An 18751-nucleotide genomic window follows, 5' to 3' on the forward strand; every position below is an offset into this window, starting at 1 on the left:
TGTTTCGGTCGAATAAGTTGCACCTAGTCGGATTTTTAGTTGAAATCGCCGTTTTTGCTCCTTTTCGGCGCAAAAACCCAACTATCCAGAAGCAAACAGCGCCAAGCAGGCGCGGCTTTTCCCTGCCGGAAATTATTTCCTGACGAGCTGTCTATTTTTCCGACAAAAAAAGGTTGCACCCGGTTGCACCTCGGTCGGCTCGCGGCTAATCTTGCCGCCAGCTGATGCCACGCAGTCGTGGCAAACATGAGGATAAAAATATGGCTACCACCACCCTTGGGGTCAAACTCGATGACCCTACCCGCGAGCGCCTCAAAGCCGCCGCGACCTCGATTGATCGCACGCCGCATTGGCTGATCAAGCAGGCAATTTTCAATTACCTGGAAAAACTCGAGGGTGGTGCAACCCTGACCGAGCTGAGCGGGATGATCAGTAAAGACGCTGATGACGCCGGTGACGTGCAGGCTGAGCACGCACACCAGTGCTTCCTCGAGTTCGCCGAGAGCATCCTGCCGCAATCGGTCCTGCGCGCTTCGATCACTGCCGCCTACCGTCGCCCGGAGCCGGAAGTGGTGCCAATGCTGATCGAACAGGCTCGCTTGCCTGCGACCATGGCCGAAGCCACCAACAAGCTGGCCGCCTCGATTGCCGAAAAACTGCGCAATCAGAAGAGTGCTGGCGGCCGTGCCGGTATCGTTCAGGGCCTGTTGCAGGAATTCTCTTTGTCGTCCCAGGAAGGCGTGGCGCTGATGTGCCTGGCCGAGGCGCTGCTGCGCATCCCGGACAAAGGCACCCGCGACGCACTGATCCGCGACAAGATCAGTACCGGCAATTGGCAGCCGCACCTGGGCAACAGCCCGTCGTTGTTTGTCAACGCCGCCACCTGGGGCCTGCTGCTGACCGGCAAGCTGGTGTCCACCCATAACGAATCCGGCCTGACCTCTTCGCTCAGCCGCATCATCGGCAAGAGCGGCGAGCCGATGATCCGCAAGGGCGTCGACATGGCCATGCGCCTGATGGGCGAGCAGTTCGTCACCGGCGAAACCATCGCCGAAGCCCTGGCCAACGCCAGCAAGTTCGAAGCCAAGGGCTTCCGCTATTCCTACGACATGCTCGGTGAAGCCGCACTGACTGAACATGACGCACAGAAATACCTCGCGTCCTACGAGCAAGCCATCCATTCGATCGGCAAGGCTTCCCACGGCCGCGGCATCTATGAAGGCCCGGGCATCTCGATCAAGCTCTCGGCCCTGCACCCTCGCTACAGCCGCGCCCAGTACGATCGGGTGATGGACGAGCTGTACCCGCGCCTGCTGTCGCTGACCCTGCTGGCCAAGCACTACGACATCGGCCTGAACATCGACGCCGAAGAAGCCGACCGCCTCGAGCTGTCGCTGGATCTGCTGGAGCGTCTGTGCTTCGAGCCGCAACTGACCGGCTGGAACGGCATCGGTTTCGTGATCCAGGCTTATCAGAAGCGTTGCCCGTATGTGATCGACTACGTGATCGACCTGGCGCGTCGCAGCCGTCACCGGCTGATGATCCGCCTGGTGAAAGGCGCGTACTGGGACAGCGAAATCAAGCGCGCCCAGGTCGAAGGCCTGGAAGGCTATCCGGTCTACACCCGCAAGGTGTACACCGACGTTTCCTACATCGCTTGCGCGCGCAAACTGCTGTCGGTGCCAGAAGTCATCTACCCGCAGTTCGCCACCCACAACGCCCACACCCTGTCGGCCATTTACCATATCGCCGGCCAGAACTACTACCCGGGGCAGTACGAGTTCCAATGCCTGCACGGCATGGGTGAACCGCTGTACGAGCAGGTTGTAGGCAAGGTTTCCGAAGGCAAGTTGAACCGTCCATGCCGCGTCTACGCGCCGGTCGGCACTCACGAAACACTGCTGGCCTACCTGGTCCGTCGTCTGCTGGAAAACGGCGCAAACACCTCGTTCGTCAACCGCATCGCCGACCAATCCATCTCGATTCAGGAGTTGGTGGCCGATCCAGTGGCCAGCATCGAGCAGATGGCGACGCTGGAAGGCGGCTTCGGCCTGCCACACCCGCGTATCCCGCTGCCGCGTGATCTGTACGGTTCCGAACGCGCCAACTCGAGCGGCATCGACCTGGCCAACGAACACCGTCTGGCGTCGTTGTCCTGCGCCTTGCTGGCCACTGCTCATAACAGCTGGAAAGCCGCGCCGATGCTCGGCTGCGTTTCCAGCACTGAAACCCCTGCGCCAGTGCTGAACCCGTCCGATCTGCGTGACGTGGTTGGCCATGTACAGGAAGCGACCGTCGAAGATGTCGACAACGCCATTCAGTGCGCCCTGAACGCCGCGCCGATCTGGCAGGCCACCCCGCCAGCCGAGCGCGCCGCGATTCTGGAACGTGCCGCCGATTTGATGGAAGGCGAGATCCAGCCGCTGATGGGCCTGTTGGCTCGCGAAGCCGGCAAGACCTTCGCCAACGCTATCGCCGAAGTGCGTGAAGCCGTGGACTTCCTGCGTTACTACGCGGTGCAGGCTCGCAACGATTTCACCAACGATGCCCACCGCCCGCTGGGTCCAGTGGTTTGCATCAGCCCGTGGAACTTCCCGCTGGCGATCTTCAGTGGCCAGGTTGCTGCTGCGTTGGCCGCCGGTAACCCGGTGCTGGCGAAGCCTGCCGAACAAACGCCACTGGTCGCCGCTCAAGCCGTGCGCCTGATGCTCGAAGCTGGTATCCCGGAAGGCGTGCTGCAACTGCTGCCGGGCCGTGGCGAGACCGTCGGTGCCCGCCTGGTCGGCGACGATCGGGTCAAAGGGGTGATGTTCACCGGTTCCACCGAAGTCGCTCGCTTGCTGCAACGCAGCGTCGCCGGCCGCCTGGATACCCAGGGCCGTCCGATCCCGCTGATCGCTGAAACCGGCGGCCAGAACGCGATGATCGTCGACTCCTCGGCACTGACCGAACAAGTGGTGATCGACGTCGTATCCTCGGCCTTCGACAGCGCCGGCCAGCGCTGCTCGGCCCTGCGCGTACTGTGCCTGCAGGAAGATTCCGCCGACCGCGTCATCGAAATGCTCAAGGGTGCCATGGCTGAATGTCGTCTCGGCAACCCGGAACGCCTGTCCGTGGACATTGGCCCGGTGATCGACGCCGAAGCCAAGGCGGGCATCGAGAAGCACATCCAGGCCATGCGCGACAAAGGTCGCAGCGTGTATCAGGTGGCAATCGCCAATACCGAAGAAGTCAAACGCGGCACCTTCGTCATGCCGACCCTGATCGAACTGGAAAGCTTCGACGAGCTGCAACGGGAGATCTTCGGTCCGGTGCTGCACGTAGTGCGCTACAAGCGTAAAGAGATCGATCAGCTGATCGGCCAGATCAACGCTTCCGGCTATGGTCTGACCCTGGGCGTTCACACCCGCATCGACGAAACCATCGCCAAGGTGATCGACAACGTCAACGCCGGTAACGTCTACGTCAACCGCAACATCGTCGGCGCCGTGGTCGGCGTGCAACCGTTCGGCGGCGAAGGCCTGTCGGGTACCGGTCCGAAAGCCGGTGGTCCGCTGTACCTGTACCGCTTGCTGTCGACTCGTCCTACTGATGCAATCGAACAGTCCTTCGTTCGTGGCGATGCACTGAGCGCCCCGGATGTTCGTCTGCGCGATGCCATGAGCAAGCCGCTGACTGCCCTGAAAACCTGGGCTGACAGCAATAAACAGGCTGACCTAAGCGCGCTGTGCCTGCAGTTCGCAGCGCAATCGCAAAGCGGTATCACCCGCCTGCTGAGCGGCCCGACCGGCGAACGCAACAGCTACGCCATCCTGCCGCGCGAGCATGTACTGTGCCTGGCGGAAGTCGAAGCGGATCTGCTGACCCAACTGGCTGCGGTATTGGCTGTCGGTGGCTCGGCAGTCTGGCCGGATGCCGAGCTGAACAAGGGGCTCTACGCTCGCCTGCCGAAAGAAGTGCAAGCACGCATCAAGCTGGTCAACGACTGGAGCAAGGACGAAGTGGTATTTGATGCGGTTCTGCATCATGGCCACTCCGATCAGCTGCGGGCGGTCTGTCAGCAAGTGGCCAAGCGTGTCGGCGCTATCGTTGGGGTTCACGGCCTGTCGCAAGGCGAAACCGGCATTGCGCTGGAACGTCTGGTGATCGAGCGTGCGCTAAGCGTTAACACTGCTGCGGCGGGTGGTAATGCCAGTCTGATGACTATCGGCTAAACCGCAACAAGACCGGGCACCCGCAATGGGTGCTTGGTTGTTTTGAAGAGCAAAGTCAAAAGATCGCAGTCTTCGGCAGCTCCTACAGAGGTACGCGATCTCATGTAGGAGCTGCCGAAGGCTGCGATCTTGGCAATTTCACAGACTCTATTGAAACATCCGACTGTCGCAACGTTCTGCCCCTCCATCACCCAGATCAATCATCCTGTTCAGCACGCCCTCCCCACACCTAGACTCGGTCCATCCCAAAAAAAGGTAGGCCGCCATGTCCGAGACGTTGCTCAGTTCCCGCAATCTGGCTTTCGAGCTGTATGAAGTCCTTGATGCCGAAGGCCTGACTCAGCGTGAGCGGTTCGCCGAACACAATCGCGAGACCTTCGATGCCGCCATCGGCACCGCCCGGAGCATTGCCGAGAAGTTTTTCGCCCCGCACAACCGCAAGGGCGACGAGAACGAACCGCGGTACGAAGATGGTCAGGCGATTCTGATTCCGGAAGTGAAACCGGCGGTCGATGCCTTCCTTGAAGCCGGCTTCCTGAATGCCGCACGCAGTTTCGAGGCCGGTGGCATGCAGTTGCCGACCCTGCTCTCGCAAGCCTGCTTCGCGCATTTCCAATCGGCCAACGCGGCATCGACCTCGTACCCGTTCCTGACCATGGGTGCTGCGAACCTGATCGAAAGCTTCGGCACCGAGGAGCAGAAACAGCGCTTCCTGCAGCCCATGATCGACGGTCGTTTCTTCGGCACCATGGCCTTGACCGAACCCCACGCTGGCTCATCCTTATCGGACATCCGCACCCGCGCCGAACCTGCCGCCGATGGTACCTATCGACTCAAGGGCAACAAGATCTTCATCTCCGGTGGCGACCATCCGCTATCGGAAAACATTGTGCATATGGTCCTGGCCAAGCTGCCAGAGGCACCTGCAGGGGTGAAAGGCATTTCGCTGTTTATCGTGCCCAAGTTCCTGGTCAACGACGACGGCAGCCTTGGCCCGCGCAACGATGTGCTGCTGGCTGGGTTGTTCCACAAGATGGGCTGGCGCGGCACCACCTCCACCGCACTGAACTTCGGCGATAACGGGGAATGTGTCGGTTACCTGGTGGGCAAGCCGCACCAAGGCCTGAGCTACATGTTCCAGATGATGAACGAGGCACGGATCGGCGTCGGCATGGGTGCGGTGATGCTCGGTTATGCCGGTTATCTGTATTCCCTGGAGTACGCTCGTGAACGTCCGCAAGGTCGCCTGCCGGACAGCAAGGACCCGAATACCGCACCGGTTTCGATCATCCAGCACGCCGACGTCAAACGCATGCTGCTGACCCAAAAGGCTTACGTCGAGGGCGCTTTCGACCTGGGTCTGTATGCGGCGAGACTGTTCGACGACACCACTACCCTCGAGACCGAAGCCGAACGCAAACAGGCCCACGAGCTGCTGGACCTGCTGACCCCGATCGTCAAGTCCTGGCCGTCGGAGTTTTGCCTGAAAGCCAACGAGTTGGCGATCCAGATTCTCGGTGGCCATGGCTATACCCGCGAATACCCGGTGGAACAGTACTACCGCGACAATCGCCTGAACCCGATCCACGAAGGCACCCACGGCATTCAGTCACTGGACCTGCTGGGACGCAAACTCGCGCAGAACGGCGGTGCCGGGCTCAAGCAGCTGATTCGCCTGATCGCCAACACCGCCGAGCGGGCACAGACCCATGAATCCCTGACGCCCCTGCGTCAACCGCTGGAGCAACTGGTCGCGCGCCTGCAAAGTGTGACCCTCGGGCTGCTGACCGACCTGGGTCAGGGCAAGGTCAACAGCAGCCTGGCCAATTCGGCGCTGTACCTCAAAGCCTTCGGCCACACAGTGATCGGCTGGCGCTGGCTGGAACAGGCGATCCGCGCTGAAGAAGGACTGCTCAAGGGCAATGGCGCGGATATCAGCTTCTATAAAGGCAAACTGCAAGCTGCCCGCTACTTTCTGACCTGGGAAGTCCCAGGTTGCCATCATGAGCTGGCGATTCTCGAAGCCCGCGACGATACATGCCTGACCATGCGCGATGAGTGGTTTTGATCGCCTGAGACCACCGAGACGCGGATGCCGGAGTTTCTGGAAACAGACTAATTTCCAGATGCCCCGGCCTTTGCTTGCTGCTGGGGACAGCGCTCATTAGACTTACGCCTCATTTAAGCGAGAGCAGGGTCGATGTCCACTGTCTTTCCCCACGATTCCGTTGGTTTGGTGACGCCGCAAATGGCGCACTTCAGCGAGCCCCTGGCCCTTGCCTGCGGCCGCTCACTGCCAGCCTATGATCTGATCTACGAAACCTATGGCGAGCTGAACGCCACGGCCAGCAACGCCGTGCTGATCTGTCATGCGCTGTCCGGCCACCATCACGCGGCGGGCTTTCACAGCCCCGACGACCGCAAACCCGGTTGGTGGGACAGCTGCATCGGCCCCGGCAAACCGATCGATACCAACAAGTTTTTCGTCGTCAGCCTGAATAACCTCGGCGGCTGCAACGGTTCCACCGGTCCGAGCAGCATCAACCCGGAAAACGGCAAACCCTTTGGCGCCGACTTCCCGGTATTGACCGTCGAAGACTGGGTCCACAGCCAGGCACGCCTGGCCGACATGCTCGGCATCAGCCAATGGGCCGCGGTAATCGGCGGGAGTCTGGGCGGCATGCAGGCCTTGCAGTGGAGCATCAGCTACCCCGAGCGCATCCGTCATTGCCTGGCAATCGCCTCGGCCCCCAAGCTGTCGGCGCAGAACATCGCCTTCAACGAAGTGGCGCGTCAGGCCATCCTGACCGACCCCGAGTTCCATGGCGGATCTTTCCAGGAACAGGGCGTGATCCCCAAGCGCGGGCTGATGCTGGCGCGAATGGTCGGACACATCACCTACCTGTCGGATGACTCCATGGGCGAGAAATTCGGTCGTGGCCTGAAGAGCGAAAAGCTCAACTACGACTTCCACAGTGTCGAGTTCCAGGTTGAAAGCTACCTGCGTTATCAGGGTGAGGAGTTCTCCGGACGTTTCGACGCCAATACCTACTTGCTGATGACCAAAGCCCTGGACTACTTCGATCCGGCGGCGAACTTCGATAACGACCTGGCAAAAACCTTCGCCGGGGCCAAAGCCAAGTTCTGCGTGATGTCCTTCACCACCGACTGGCGCTTCTCCCCGGCCCGTTCGCGGGAACTGGTGGACGCGCTGATGGCGGCCAAGAAAGACGTCTGCTACCTGGAGATCGATGCTCCGCAAGGCCACGACGCCTTCCTGATTCCGATCCCGCGCTATTTGCACGCTTTCAGCAACTACATGAACCGAATTTCGCTTTGAGGACGCCATGAGAGCCGACCTGGAAATCATCCAAGACTGGATCCCCGCCGGCAGCCGCGTGCTCGACCTCGGTTGCGGCGATGGCGAACTGCTCACTTGGCTGCGGGACAACAAGCAAGTCACCGGCTATGGCCTGGAAAACGACCCGGACAACATTGCCGAGTGCGTCGCCAAAGGCATCAACGTCATCGAACAGGATCTGGACAAGGGGCTGGGCAACTTTGCCAGCAACAGCTTCGATGTCGTGGTCATGACGCAGGCGCTGCAAGCCGTGCACTACCCGGACCGAATCCTCGATGAAATGCTGCGGGTCGGTCGCCAATGCATCATCACCTTCCCCAATTTCGGTCACTGGCGCTGCCGTTGGTACCTGGCCAGCAAAGGCCGGATGCCCGTTTCGGACTTCCTGCCGTATACCTGGTACAACACGCCGAACATCCACTTCTGCACTTTTGGCGACTTCGAAGAGCTGTGCCGTGAGCGCAAAGCGCGGGTCATCGATCGGCTTGCCGTCGATCAACAACATCGACATGGGTGGGCCAGTAAGCTATGGCCTAATCTATTAGGTGAAATCGGCATTTACCGCGTCAGCAGCCCCGGCCTCCAGGATCACAGGGTCGCGGTATAAACCACGCTACTTCGAGGAGAACGAACATGGGTCGCTTGGCTATTTTTCTACTCAGTACCTGTCTAAGCCTGACCGCTGTGGCGGCCGATGTCATCAAAGGCGAACGCAAGGAAGTGTTCGGTGACGTCACCGTGCACTACAACACCTTCAACTCGACGTTCATCCAGCCGGACATCGCCAAAGCCGCCGAACTGGTGCGCAGCAAGAATCAGGGCGTAATCAATGTCTCCGTGCTCAAGGACGGCAAACCGCTGGTCTCTGACGTCAGCGGCACGGTCAAGGACCTCATCAGCGCACCCATCCCGCTGAAGTTCAAGCAGATCACCGAGCAAGGCGCGATCTATTACATTGCGCAGTTCCCTGTGGACCAACAGGAAACCCGCACTTTCACGATCAACGTTAAAACTGGCGGCAAAACCAACAGCTTCAGTTTCAACCAAGAGCTATTCCCGGGCGAATAATGAACTTCACGCAACTCGTATTGGCCAGCCATAACGCCGGCAAACTCAAAGAACTCCAGGCCATGCTCGGTGAGTCCGTGCATTTGCGCTCGATTGGCGAGTTCAGCAGCGTCGAACCGGAAGAAACCGGCCTGTCGTTCGTCGAAAACGCCATCCTCAAGGCGCGCAATGCCGCGCGCATTTCCGGTATGCCGGCGTTGGCCGACGATTCGGGGCTGGCGGTGGATTTTCTCGGTGGCGCGCCCGGTATCTACTCCGCACGCTACGCCGATGGCCAGGGCGACGCGGCGAACAACGCCAAGCTGCTGGAGGTGTTGAAGGATGTGCCGCAAGACGAGCGCGGCGCGCAGTTCGTTTGCGTGCTGGCCCTGGTTCGTCACGCCGATGATCCGCTACCGATTCTCTGCGAAGGGCTGTGGCATGGCCGTATCCTGCCTGCCGCCAGCGGGGCACACGGTTTCGGCTATGACCCGCTGTTCTGGGTCCCGGAGCGCAATTGCTCCAGCGCCGAGCTGAGCCCGAGCGAGAAAAACCAACTGAGCCATCGCGCCCGTGCCATGGCCCTGCTGCGTCAGCGTCTGGGGCTGGCATGACTAAGGATTCATCCGCGCAGCCGCTGATTTTCGGCGGCGCGCAAACGCCTCGCGCGGCCCTGCCCCAGCTGCCGCCCCTGGCGCTGTACATTCACATTCCCTGGTGTGTACGCAAATGCCCGTATTGCGACTTCAACTCCCATACCGCAAGCCCCGTGCTGCCGGAACAGGAATACGTCGACGCACTGTTGGCCGACCTTGATCAGGACCTGCACGCCGTCTACGGCCGCGAACTGAGTTCGATCTTTTTCGGCGGCGGCACGCCCAGCCTGTTCAGCGCCGACGCCTTGGGCCGCCTGCTCAAAGGCGTAGAACAACGCATCCCGTTTGCCAGCGACATCGAGATCACCCTGGAAGCCAACCCCGGGACCTTCGAGCAGGAAAAGTTCGTCGCTTATCGCGCCCTGGGCATCAATCGCTTGTCGATCGGCATTCAGAGTTTCCAGGAAGAAAAACTCAAGGCGCTGGGCCGGATCCACAATGGCGATGAAGCCGTACGTGCCGCCGGTATGGCTCGCCAGGCGGGCTTCGACAACTTCAACCTGGACCTGATGCACGGCTTGCCCGATCAGTCCCTGGACGATGCCCTGAGCGATTTGCGCCAGGCTATCGCGCTGAAGCCGACCCACTTGTCCTGGTATCAGCTGACCCTGGAACCGAACACGGTGTTCTGGAACCAGCCGCCGACCCTGCCCGAAGACGACACCTTGTGGGACATTCAGGAGGCCGGCCAGGCACTGTTGGCCGAGCACGGTTACGCCCAATACGAAGTCTCCGCCTATGCCCAGCCCGGACGCCCGGCGCGGCATAACCTTAATTACTGGAGTTTTGGCGACTTCATCGGCATCGGTGCAGGCGCCCACGGCAAACTCAGCCATCCCGACGGGCGTATCGTGCGCACCTGGAAAACCCGACTGCCCAAGGATTACCTCAATCCGGCAAAGAGCTTTCAGGCTGGCGAGAAATCCCTGAGTAACGAAGAGTTGCCGTTCGAATTCCTGATGAACGCCTTGCGCCTGACCGATGGCGTCGATGCCGCGTTGTACGCCCAGCGTACCGGGCTCAGCCTGGAAAGCCTGGCCGACGCGCGCCGGCAAGCAGAACAAAGTGGCTTATTGCAGGTCGAACCCACACGCCTGGCAGCCACCGCCCGCGGGCAGCTGTTCCTCAATGACTTGCTGCAATATTTTCTGATCTAAGGAAATCGAATGGATTTGATACTTGACCTGCTCGCCACTGTATCCCGCTGGAGCCGCAGCAACCTTTCGGAAATCTCTCTGGCGCTGGTCGGCTGCCTGCTGGTGCTGTTCGGCGCGGACATCAAAGGCTGGGTCGAACAACGCCTGGGCGGCATTGCCGGCGCCCTGCGCGTACCACTGATGGCCCTGCTGTGCATGGTCGGCAGCGGCGTTGCACTGATCTACGCAACACCCTGGATCATCAAAGGCCTGAGTCAGTTCAACAACTACAGCCTGGCGCCGGTGTTGCTGGTGGTGCTGGTGTTGATCGGGGTCGTAGCAGACCGCCGCTAAGCCCGAACACAACCCAAAACAAATGTGGGAGCGAGCCTGCTGTGGCGAGCGGGCTTGCCCGCGCTGGGTCGCGAAGCGGCCCCAAAACCAGCCACCGCGCTAGATCAGGTACACCGCGCGGAATGGTTTTACGACTGCTTCGCAGCCGAACGGGGGCAAGCCCCCTCGCCACAGCAAGCCCGCTCCCACATTAGGTTGCGTTACGACTTAAGACTGTTTTTCGAACTTCAAATCCCAAACCCCATGCCCTAAACGCTCGCCACGGCGTTCAAACTTGGTGATCGGCCGTTCGGTCGGGCGCGGTACGCATTTGCCGTCTTCAGCGAGGTTGCGGTAGCCCGGCGCGACGTCCATGACTTCCAGCATGTACTCGGCATAGGGTTCCCAATCGGTCGCCATATGCAGCACACCGCCGACTTTCAACTTGCTTCGCACCAGTTCGGCGAAGGACGCCTGAACGATGCGACGTTTGTGGTGACGACTCTTGTGCCACGGGTCCGGGAAGAACAGCAGCAGGCGATCGAGACTGTTATCGGCAATACAACGGTTGAGCACTTCGATCGCGTCGCAATCGTAGACCCGCAGGTTGGTCAGGCCCTGAGTCAGCACGCCATTGAGCAGCGCACCGACACCCGGACGGTGGACTTCAACGCCGATGAAATCCTGCTCAGGTGAAGCTGCAGCCATTTCCAGCAACGAATGACCCATGCCGAAACCGATTTCCAGGGTGCGCGGCGCCGAGCGACCGAACACCTGGCCGAAGTCCACCGGCGCATCGGCCAGTGGCAGAACGAACAGCGGCGTACCTTGCTCCAGACCTTTCTGCTGGCCTTCGGTCATACGCCCGGCGCGCATTACGAAACTCTTGATGCGGCGGTGCTGGCGTTCTTCGCCTTCTGCAGGCGCGATAGGCGTGTCGTTTGATTCAGTCATCAATGGCTCTTACTTGATCAGACCATCCAGCGGCGAGGAGGCGCTGGCATAGAGTTTTTTCGGCATGCGCCCGGCGAGGTAAGCCAGACGACCTGCAACAATGGCGTGCTTCATGGCTTCAGCCATCATGATCGGCTGTTGCGCATTGGCGATGGCCGAGTTCATCAGCACCGCTTCGCAACCCAGCTCCATGGCAATGGTGGCGTCGGAAGCGGTACCCACACCGGCATCCACCAGCACCGGGATATTGGCTTCTTCGAGGATGATCCGCAGGTTGTACGGGTTGCAGATTCCCAGCCCGGTACCGATGAGACCAGCCAGTGGCATCACGGCGATGCAGCCGATTTGCTCCAGTTGCCGGGCAATAATCGGGTCATCGCTGGTGTAGACCATCACGTCGAAACCATCCTTGACCAGTATTTCCGCGGCCTTGAGGGTTTCGATCACGTTGGGAAACAGGGTCTTCTGATCAGCCAGGACTTCCAGCTTGACCAGGTTGTGGCCATCCAGCAGTTCACGGGCCAGACGGCAGGTGCGCACGGCTTCGATCGCGTCATAGCAACCGGCGGTGTTCGGCAGGATGGTGTAACGATCCGGCGGCAGGATGTCGAGCAGGTTCGGTTCACCCGGGTTCTGGCCGATGTTGGTCCGGCGCACGGCAACGGTGACGATTTCCGCGCCCGAGGCTTCGATAGCCAGGCGGGTCTCTTCCATGTCGCGGTACTTGCCGGTGCCTACCAGCAAACGCGACTGGTAAGTACGACCGGCCAGGACGAAGGGCTTATCGCTACGAACGTTGCTCATGGGAAATCCTCTGATGGGGTGAGGTTCTGCAGAATGCTTTAGTGCTGAATTGCCGGGAGGCCTAGCCGCCGCCTATGGCGTGGACCACTTCGACCTGATCGCCCTCATTGAGCGCGGTCTCGGCATGCTGGCTGCGCGGGACGATGTCCAGATTGAGTTCGACCGCCACCCGGCGTCCGGTCAGATCCAGACGGGTCAGCAGGGCCGCGACGGTTTCGCCGTCGGGCAGTTCAAAGGATTCACCGTTCAACTGAATGCGCATACCGGATGCCGTCATCATTTTTAGGGGTCAGCATTCTAGCCCGATCAGTCAGGCCGACCCAAGCCATTCGTCATGAAATGGACAGGCGTGTCATGACCCCTGTAGGAGCGAGCTTGCTCGCGATGGACGTCAACGATAACGCGTGTTTCCTGCTTATACGTTATACGCGTTGCCCCGACGTTTTTCGCGAGCAAGCTCGCTCCTACAACCGCCAGGCGGCAAGGCCCAGGCACAACCAACCGACCAGGAATGCCAAGCCACCGAAGGGTGTGACGATGCCAAGCTTGCTGATGCCTGTCATCGTCAGCAGATACAAGCTGCCGGAGAACAACAGAATGCCGATGACAAACGAGGCGCCGGCCCATGTCATCAGCCGCCCGGGTATTTGAGTGGCCAGCAGTGCAACGCCCAGCAACGCCAAGGTATGCACCAACTGATAGGTGACCCCTGTGTGAAAAATCGCCAGATATTCCGCACTCAGGCGATTTTTCAGGCTGTGGGCGGCAAACGCGCCGAGGGCGACTCCGGTAAATCCGAAGAAGGCAACCAGCATCAGAAAGCCACGCAGCATGTAGAACTCCAGTCAGAATCATTCAGCAGGGTCTGTATAATGGCCCGCTCAACGGGTTCGGCCAAGCCATCTCTATGCTGCGTTTATTTTTTCGTCGATTCACCAAAGCCCTGCTCTGGTTCGCAGCTGGCAGCGTGTTGCTAGTGCTGGTGTTTCGCTTCGTGCCGCCACCGGGATCGGCGCTGATGGTCGAGCGCAAGGTCGAATCCTGGTTCGACGGCGAGCCGATCGACCTGCAACGCGACTGGCAGCCATGGGAGAAGATCTCTGACCACCTGAAAATCGCGGTGATTGCCGGCGAGGACCAGAAATTCTCCGAACACTGGGGCTTTGATTTCGGTGCGATTCAGGCGGCGTTTGCCCATAACGAACGCGGCGGCTCGATCCGTGGTGCCAGCACCCTGAGCCAGCAAGTCTCGAAGAACCTGTTTCTGTGGTCCGGGCGCAGCTGGTTGCGCAAAGGGCTGGAGGCATGGTTTACCGGACTGATCGAAATACTCTGGCCCAAGCAGCGGATTCTTGAGGTCTACCTCAACAGCGTGGAATGGGATTCCGGGGTCTTTGGCGCCGAAGCGGCGGCCCGGCATCACTTCGGTGTTGGCGCAGCCTCACTGTCGCGCCAGCAAGCCAGCCTGCTGGCGGCCGTACTGCCCAGCCCGCGAGCGTGGAGTGCCGGTCATCCAAGCAGCTATGTGGCACGCCGCGCCGGCTGGATTCGTCGACAGATGGGGCAGTTGGGTGGCGAGGGTTATCTGGCCGGGCTGAACGATTCGCGCAGGGCGCCCTGGTCTCAATAGCCGAGCACTAGCTTGTAAGCACAGAAGATCAAAATGTGGGAGCGAGCTTGCTCCGGGCGGCGTTCCGACGATAGCGGTCTGACAGTCACATCACTGGCGACTGTTATGCCCTCATCGCGAGCAAGCTCCCTCCCACATTTAGTTTGCGTCGACCAGGATTTCCGAGCACAAACAAAAACGCCCCAATCAATGATCAGGGCGTTTTTTTATTGCTTATCGCTGCAGTTAAGCGGCGATCGACAACTTGAGCTTGTTCATCGCGCTCTTTTCAAGCTGACGAATACGCTCGGCCGACACGTTGTACTTCTGCGCCAGGTCATGCAGCGTGGATTTCTCTTCCGCCAACCAACGCTGGTAGAGAATGTCGCGGCTGCGGTCGTCCAGCACTTCAAGCGCTTCGTGCAGGTTGTGATTCGAGTTGTCGCTCCAGTCGGCATCTTCCAGTTGACGAGCCGGGTCGTACCGGTGGTCTTCCAGATAGTTGGCCGGTGACTGGAAGGCGCTGTCGTCGTCCGCTTCCGCAGCCGGATCGAACGCCATGTCATGGCCGGTCAGACGACTTTCCATCTCGCGCACTTCCCGCGGCTCTACGCCGAGGCTCTCCGCCACGCGATGGACTTCCTCGTTGTTCAGCCAGGCCAGACGTTTTTTCTGACCGCGCAGGTTGAAGAACAGCTTGCGCTGGGCCTTGGTGGTCGCGACCTTGACGATGCGCCAGTTGCGCAGGATGAACTCGTGGATTTCAGCCTTGATCCAGTGCACGGCGAACGACACCAGACGCACGCCCATTTCCGGGTTGAAGCGTTTTACCGCTTTCATCAGGCCGACGTTGCCTTCCTGGATCAGGTCAGCCTGGGCCAGGCCGTAGCCGGAATAGCTGCGGGCAATATGTACAACAAAACGCAGGTGGGCGAGCACCATCTGCCGAGCCGCCCCCAAATCCTGCTCATAGTAGAGACTCTCGGCCAGTTCACGCTCCTGCTCCGGCGTCAGCAATGGAATGCTGTTCACCGTGTGCACATAAGCCTCCAGGTTCGCACCCGGGACTAAAGCATATGCAGGTTGCAAAGAAGTGGTCATACGAAAAAACCTCCGACTCACATAACTCGTGCAGTTCAGCACTGCGAAAATTGACCGGAAACCGAAAGACAAGTTCCCTAGAAAGCTGAAAAGTCAATACAAGCAAAAAGACATTATTTCGGTGCAAGCTCCCGCAAGTGGCGGGCTACCGCAATCCATGCACCGATATACCCCAACAGCACCGCGCCAAGCAAGAGTGACAGACCATCGGCGACCGGCACACCGCCCAGCGCAAAATCACTGCCATACAGTCCAGCCAGCCCGACCACCGCATCGTTCAGCCAATCGAGGCCGAACGCCAGTACGCCCCAGGAGAGAATTCCCGCACCGAAGCCATAAAGCGCACCCATATACAGAAAGGGCCTACGCACATAGCTGTCAGTGCCGCCGACCAGTTTAATCACTTCTATCTCTGTGCGGCGGTTTTCAATATGAAGACGAATGGTATTGCCTATCACCAAAAGTAATGCAGAAACCAGAAGCACCGTCAGACCGAAGACAAATCGGTCGCCGAGCTTGAGGATCGCTGCCAGACGTTCGACCCAGACTAGATCAAGTTGTGCCTGTTGTACCTTCGGCAGTTCGGAAAGTTTTTGTCTTAATGCTTCAAGGGCGGGCTTGTCGATTTCGTTCGGGGTCACCAGGACCACGCCCGGCAACGGATTCTGCGGCAACTCCTTGAGCGCCTCGCCCAGGCCGGACTGTTGCTGAAACTCCTCCAGGGCCTGCTCACGGCTAATGTATTCGGCCTCCGCAACACCCGGCAGGCCTTTGATCTGCTCGCGCAACTGCTCGCCTTCGCTGGTGCTGGCATCGAGTTGCAGGTACAGGGAAATTTGCGCCGCACGCTGCCAGGAACCACCGAGACGCTCAACGTTATTCAGCAAAAGTGACAGCCCCATTGGCAAGCTCAGGGCAACCGCCATCACCAGACAGGTGAAAAAGCTGCCGACCGGCTGCCTGGCCAGGCGACGCAGGCTGTCCATCATGCTGGCCCGATGACTTTCGATCCAGGCATGCAGCAAGGTGCTGAAATCCGGACCGTCGTCCTCATCGCGTTTTTTCTTCGACGGTTGCGGGTCGGCGGCTTTGGGCGCCACACGTTCGGAAACTTTCGGACTGCGTGTCGCACTCATACCCCAGCCTCCCCGTCGCCGATCAACCGGCCGCGCTGCAGCGTCAGCATGCGATGGCGCATGCGGGCAATCAGCGCCAAGTCGTGACTGGCAATCAGCACGCTGGTGCCCAGCCGGTTGATGTCTTCGAATACACCCATGATTTCTGCCGCCAGACGCGGGTCGAGGTTACCGGTCGGTTCGTCCGCCAGCAGCAACGCCGGACGGTGAACGATGGCGCGGGCGATGCCAACGCGCTGTTGCTGACCGGTGGACAGATCGCCAGGGTACAGATCGGTCTTGTCCGAAAGCGCCACGCGCTCCAGGGCCGAATCCACGCGCTTGGTGATCTCGGCCTTGGACAGCCCGAGAATCTGCAACGGCAAGGCAATATTGTTGAAAATCGTGCGGTCGAACAGCAACTGGTGGTTCTGGAACACCACGCCGATCTGCCGCCGCAGGTAAGGAATCTGTGCGTTGCTGATCTGCCCCAGATCCTGACCGGCCAACAGCAGTTTGCCGGTGGTCGGACGCTCCATGGCCAACAACAGTCGCAGCAAGGTGCTTTTACCGGCGCCGGAATGGCCGGTGACAAACAAGAACTCGCCCCGACGGACTCGAAAGCTCAGCTCATGCAAGCCGACGTGACCATTCGGATAGCGCTTACCGACCTGTTCGAAACGAATCATGAACGCTCCCGCTCGGCAAACAGTGCCTGGACAAAGGGTTCGGCTTCAAAAGTACGCAAATCATCGATGCTTTCACCGACACCGATGTAGCGAATGGGCAGGCCAAATTGCTTGGCCAGGGCAAAGATCACCCCGCCTTTGGCCGTACCGTCGAGCTTAGTCAAGGCAAGACCGGTCAGCTCGACCGTCTGATGGAATTGTTTGGCCTGGCTGATCGCGTTCTGACCCGTACCGGCGTCGAGCACCAGCAGCACTTCGTGCGGCGCATCGGCATCGAGTTTGCTGATAACCCGGCGAACCTTCTTCAGTTCTTCCATCAGGTTGTCTTTGGTGTGCAGGCGACCGGCGGTGTCGGCAATCAATACGTCGATGCCACGGGCTTTGGCGGCCTGTACCGCGTCGAAAATCACCGAGGCGGAATCAGCCCCTGTGTGCTGGGCGATCACCGGAATCTTGTTGCGCTCGCCCCATACCTGCAACTGCTCGACTGCCGCCGCGCGGAAGGTATCACCGGCCGCGAGCATGACTTTCTTGCCTTCGAGCTGCAGCTTCTTCGCCAGTTTGCCAATGGTGGTGGTTTTACCGGCACCGTTGACGCCGACCACCAGAATCACGAACGGCTTGTTCTGCGAGATGATGTTCAGCGGCTTCTCGACTGGTTTGAGCATGGCCGCGAGCTCGGCCTGCAGGGATTTGTACAGCGCATCGGCGTCGGCCAGCTGTTTGCGCGCGACCTTCTGGGTCAGGCTCTGGATGATCACCGAAGTCGCTTCGACGCCGACGTCGGCCGTCAGCAGACGGGTTTCGATGTCTTCGAGCAGTTCGTCATCAATCAGCTTCTTGCCAAGGAACAGGCTGGCCATGCCCTCACCGATGCTGGCACTGGTCTTGGACAGGCCTTGCTTGAGGCGGGCAAAGAAACCGACTTTGTTTTCTTCGCTGCTGGTGCGGGCGGGTTCCGCGGCTACCGGCGATTCGACGGGCGCGCTGGGTACTGGCGCAACAGGTGCAACAGGTGCAACAGGTGCAACAGCTACGGGTGCAATAACAGGTGCAACAGGAGCTGGTGCCGCGACAGGTTCCGGAGCCACAAATGCAGCAATCACCGGCTGTGGAATATCAGGCTCGTCAACCACAGGTTCAGCAGCAACAGGCTCAACGACCACAACTGGCTCAGCGACCAGCAGCTGTACCGCTTGTTGAATGGCTGTCGGCGCAGGAATCGGCGGGGTGATATGCGGCGCCAACTCATCTTCGACCAACCCGACCGGTTCTTCCGGCACGGGCAGAACCAGCCACGGCTTATGCTCGGCAGGCGTAATCGGCAGCGCGGGTGCAACCGGTGCAGGCTCGACTACCGGCTGAAGCACCGGCTCGGCAACGGGCAAAACTACTGGAGCGAGTACTTCTACAACCGGCGTGGCGTCAGCCGGCTCAGGAACTGGCTCAGAATTGGCTTGCGGCTGTTCGACGACGGTTTCCTGCGGCTTTTTGCGCAGCCATCCGAACAGGCCTTTTTTCTCGCCAGCCGCAGCTGGGGTCTTCTTGTCGTCGTTGGAACCAAACATGGATGACGGCTATCTCAAGGTAGCGACGCGCCAATGTGGCGCCTCGGCAAATAAATATTCGATGCAGAACAGACTGTTATTTACCCAGCTTGTTCACGCGCAACATTTTGTCGAGGTGCTAAATGGCACCTCAAAGGTCGACTAATACGAAGGACTGGAACGGC

The 18751-nt window shown here is 59.8% G+C and carries 18 protein-coding genes; 10 read left to right on the forward strand and 8 right to left on the reverse strand.

The genetic code is table 11. The features are described from left to right. The first annotated feature begins 260 nt into the window (after nt 1-260). The 8 genes from putA to ACA064_RS29715 all read left to right on the forward strand — a co-directional run bounded on the left by putA (nt 261) and on the right by ACA064_RS29715 (nt 10768). Entirely contained in the window at nt 261-4214 is a 3954-nt protein-coding gene (putA, locus tag ACA064_RS29680; protein ID WP_497671274.1) for a trifunctional transcriptional regulator/proline dehydrogenase/L-glutamate gamma-semialdehyde dehydrogenase, read from the forward strand. Between the two features lie 265 nt (nt 4215-4479). Then, nucleotides 4480-6282: an acyl-CoA dehydrogenase gene (locus ACA064_RS29685; protein ID WP_497671275.1), complete on the forward strand. Its 1803-nt coding sequence runs from the start codon at nt 4480-4482 to the stop codon at nt 6280-6282. A gap of 132 nt (nt 6283-6414) precedes the next feature. Further along, complete coding sequence (gene metX, locus ACA064_RS29690; protein ID WP_497671276.1) at nt 6415-7554, forward strand: homoserine O-succinyltransferase MetX; 1140 nt, start codon at nt 6415-6417, stop codon at nt 7552-7554. Between the two features lie 7 nt (nt 7555-7561). Then, a complete protein-coding gene (gene metW, locus ACA064_RS29695; RefSeq protein ID WP_497671277.1) occupies nt 7562-8182 on the forward strand; it encodes a methionine biosynthesis protein MetW in 621 nt (206 codons plus the stop codon). 26 nt (nt 8183-8208) lie between these two features. Beyond that, complete coding sequence (locus ACA064_RS29700) at nt 8209-8643, forward strand: DUF4426 domain-containing protein (protein ID WP_497671278.1); 435 nt, start codon at nt 8209-8211, stop codon at nt 8641-8643. Continuing rightward, a complete protein-coding gene (gene rdgB, locus ACA064_RS29705) occupies nt 8643-9236 on the forward strand; it encodes an RdgB/HAM1 family non-canonical purine NTP pyrophosphatase (protein WP_497671279.1) in 594 nt (197 codons plus the stop codon). Before ACA064_RS29700 ends, rdgB begins: the two co-directional genes overlap by 1 nt. Next, nucleotides 9233-10435, forward strand: a complete 1203-nt coding sequence (hemW, locus tag ACA064_RS29710; RefSeq protein ID WP_497671280.1) for a radical SAM family heme chaperone HemW — start codon at nt 9233-9235, stop codon at nt 10433-10435. The genes rdgB and hemW overlap by 4 nt, the downstream gene beginning before the upstream one ends. Before the next feature lie 9 nt (nt 10436-10444). Then, nucleotides 10445-10768, forward strand: coding sequence for a DUF3392 domain-containing protein (locus ACA064_RS29715; RefSeq protein WP_150642306.1), 324 nt, complete (start codon nt 10445-10447; stop codon nt 10766-10768). Between the two features lie 207 nt (nt 10769-10975). On the opposite strand, the gene trmB is transcribed toward ACA064_RS29715, so the two are convergent. The 4 genes from trmB to ACA064_RS29735 all read right to left on the reverse strand — a co-directional run bounded on the left by trmB (nt 10976) and on the right by ACA064_RS29735 (nt 13338). Beyond that, nucleotides 10976-11701 (reverse strand): tRNA (guanosine(46)-N7)-methyltransferase TrmB, encoded by a 726-nt coding sequence (gene trmB, locus ACA064_RS29720; protein ID WP_497671281.1) that lies wholly within the window; start codon nt 11699-11701, stop codon nt 10976-10978. 9 nt (nt 11702-11710) lie between these two features. Next, nucleotides 11711-12505 carry a thiazole synthase gene (locus ACA064_RS29725; RefSeq protein ID WP_489358176.1) on the reverse strand — a complete coding sequence of 265 codons (795 nt, stop codon included), beginning with the start codon at nt 12503-12505 and terminating at the stop codon, nt 11711-11713. 61 nt (nt 12506-12566) lie between these two features. Then, nucleotides 12567-12767: a sulfur carrier protein ThiS gene (gene thiS / locus ACA064_RS29730; protein ID WP_150642303.1), complete on the reverse strand. Its 201-nt coding sequence runs from the start codon at nt 12765-12767 to the stop codon at nt 12567-12569. A gap of 202 nt (nt 12768-12969) precedes the next feature. Further along, nucleotides 12970-13338, reverse strand: coding sequence for a DUF423 domain-containing protein (locus ACA064_RS29735; protein WP_497671282.1), 369 nt, complete (start codon nt 13336-13338; stop codon nt 12970-12972). A gap of 74 nt (nt 13339-13412) precedes the next feature. Between ACA064_RS29735 and mtgA the strand changes: the two genes are divergently transcribed. Beyond that, nucleotides 13413-14135, forward strand: a complete 723-nt coding sequence (mtgA, locus tag ACA064_RS29740; protein ID WP_497671283.1) for a monofunctional biosynthetic peptidoglycan transglycosylase — start codon at nt 13413-13415, stop codon at nt 14133-14135. Between the two features lie 225 nt (nt 14136-14360). Here the strand turns inward: mtgA and rpoH are convergent, their stop codons facing one another. From rpoH to ftsY, 4 genes are all read right to left on the reverse strand, one after another. Further along, nucleotides 14361-15215 (reverse strand): RNA polymerase sigma factor RpoH, encoded by an 855-nt coding sequence (gene rpoH / locus ACA064_RS29745; RefSeq protein ID WP_497671284.1) that lies wholly within the window; start codon nt 15213-15215, stop codon nt 14361-14363. Between the two features lie 113 nt (nt 15216-15328). Continuing rightward, nucleotides 15329-16351, reverse strand: coding sequence for a permease-like cell division protein FtsX (ftsX, locus tag ACA064_RS29750; RefSeq protein ID WP_497671285.1), 1023 nt, complete (start codon nt 16349-16351; stop codon nt 15329-15331). Further along, the gene (gene ftsE, locus ACA064_RS29755; protein ID WP_497671286.1) at nt 16348-17019 is read right to left on the reverse strand and encodes a cell division ATP-binding protein FtsE; all 672 of its coding nucleotides are present in this window, start codon (nt 17017-17019) and stop codon (nt 16348-16350) included. Before ftsE ends, ftsX begins: the two co-directional genes overlap by 4 nt. After that, nucleotides 17016-18587 carry a signal recognition particle-docking protein FtsY gene (gene ftsY / locus ACA064_RS29760; protein ID WP_497671287.1) on the reverse strand — a complete coding sequence of 524 codons (1572 nt, stop codon included), beginning with the start codon at nt 18585-18587 and terminating at the stop codon, nt 17016-17018. Before ftsY ends, ftsE begins: the two co-directional genes overlap by 4 nt. Here ftsY and ACA064_RS29765 point away from each other — a divergent pair. Then, nucleotides 18586-18732: a hypothetical protein gene (locus ACA064_RS29765; protein ID WP_497671288.1), complete on the forward strand. Its 147-nt coding sequence runs from the start codon at nt 18586-18588 to the stop codon at nt 18730-18732. The two genes, ftsY and ACA064_RS29765, sit on opposite strands and share 2 nt — an antisense overlap. The last annotated feature ends 19 nt before the right edge of the window (nt 18733-18751 follow it).

Source organism: Pseudomonas sp. LBUM1658 (genome assembly GCF_059716055.1).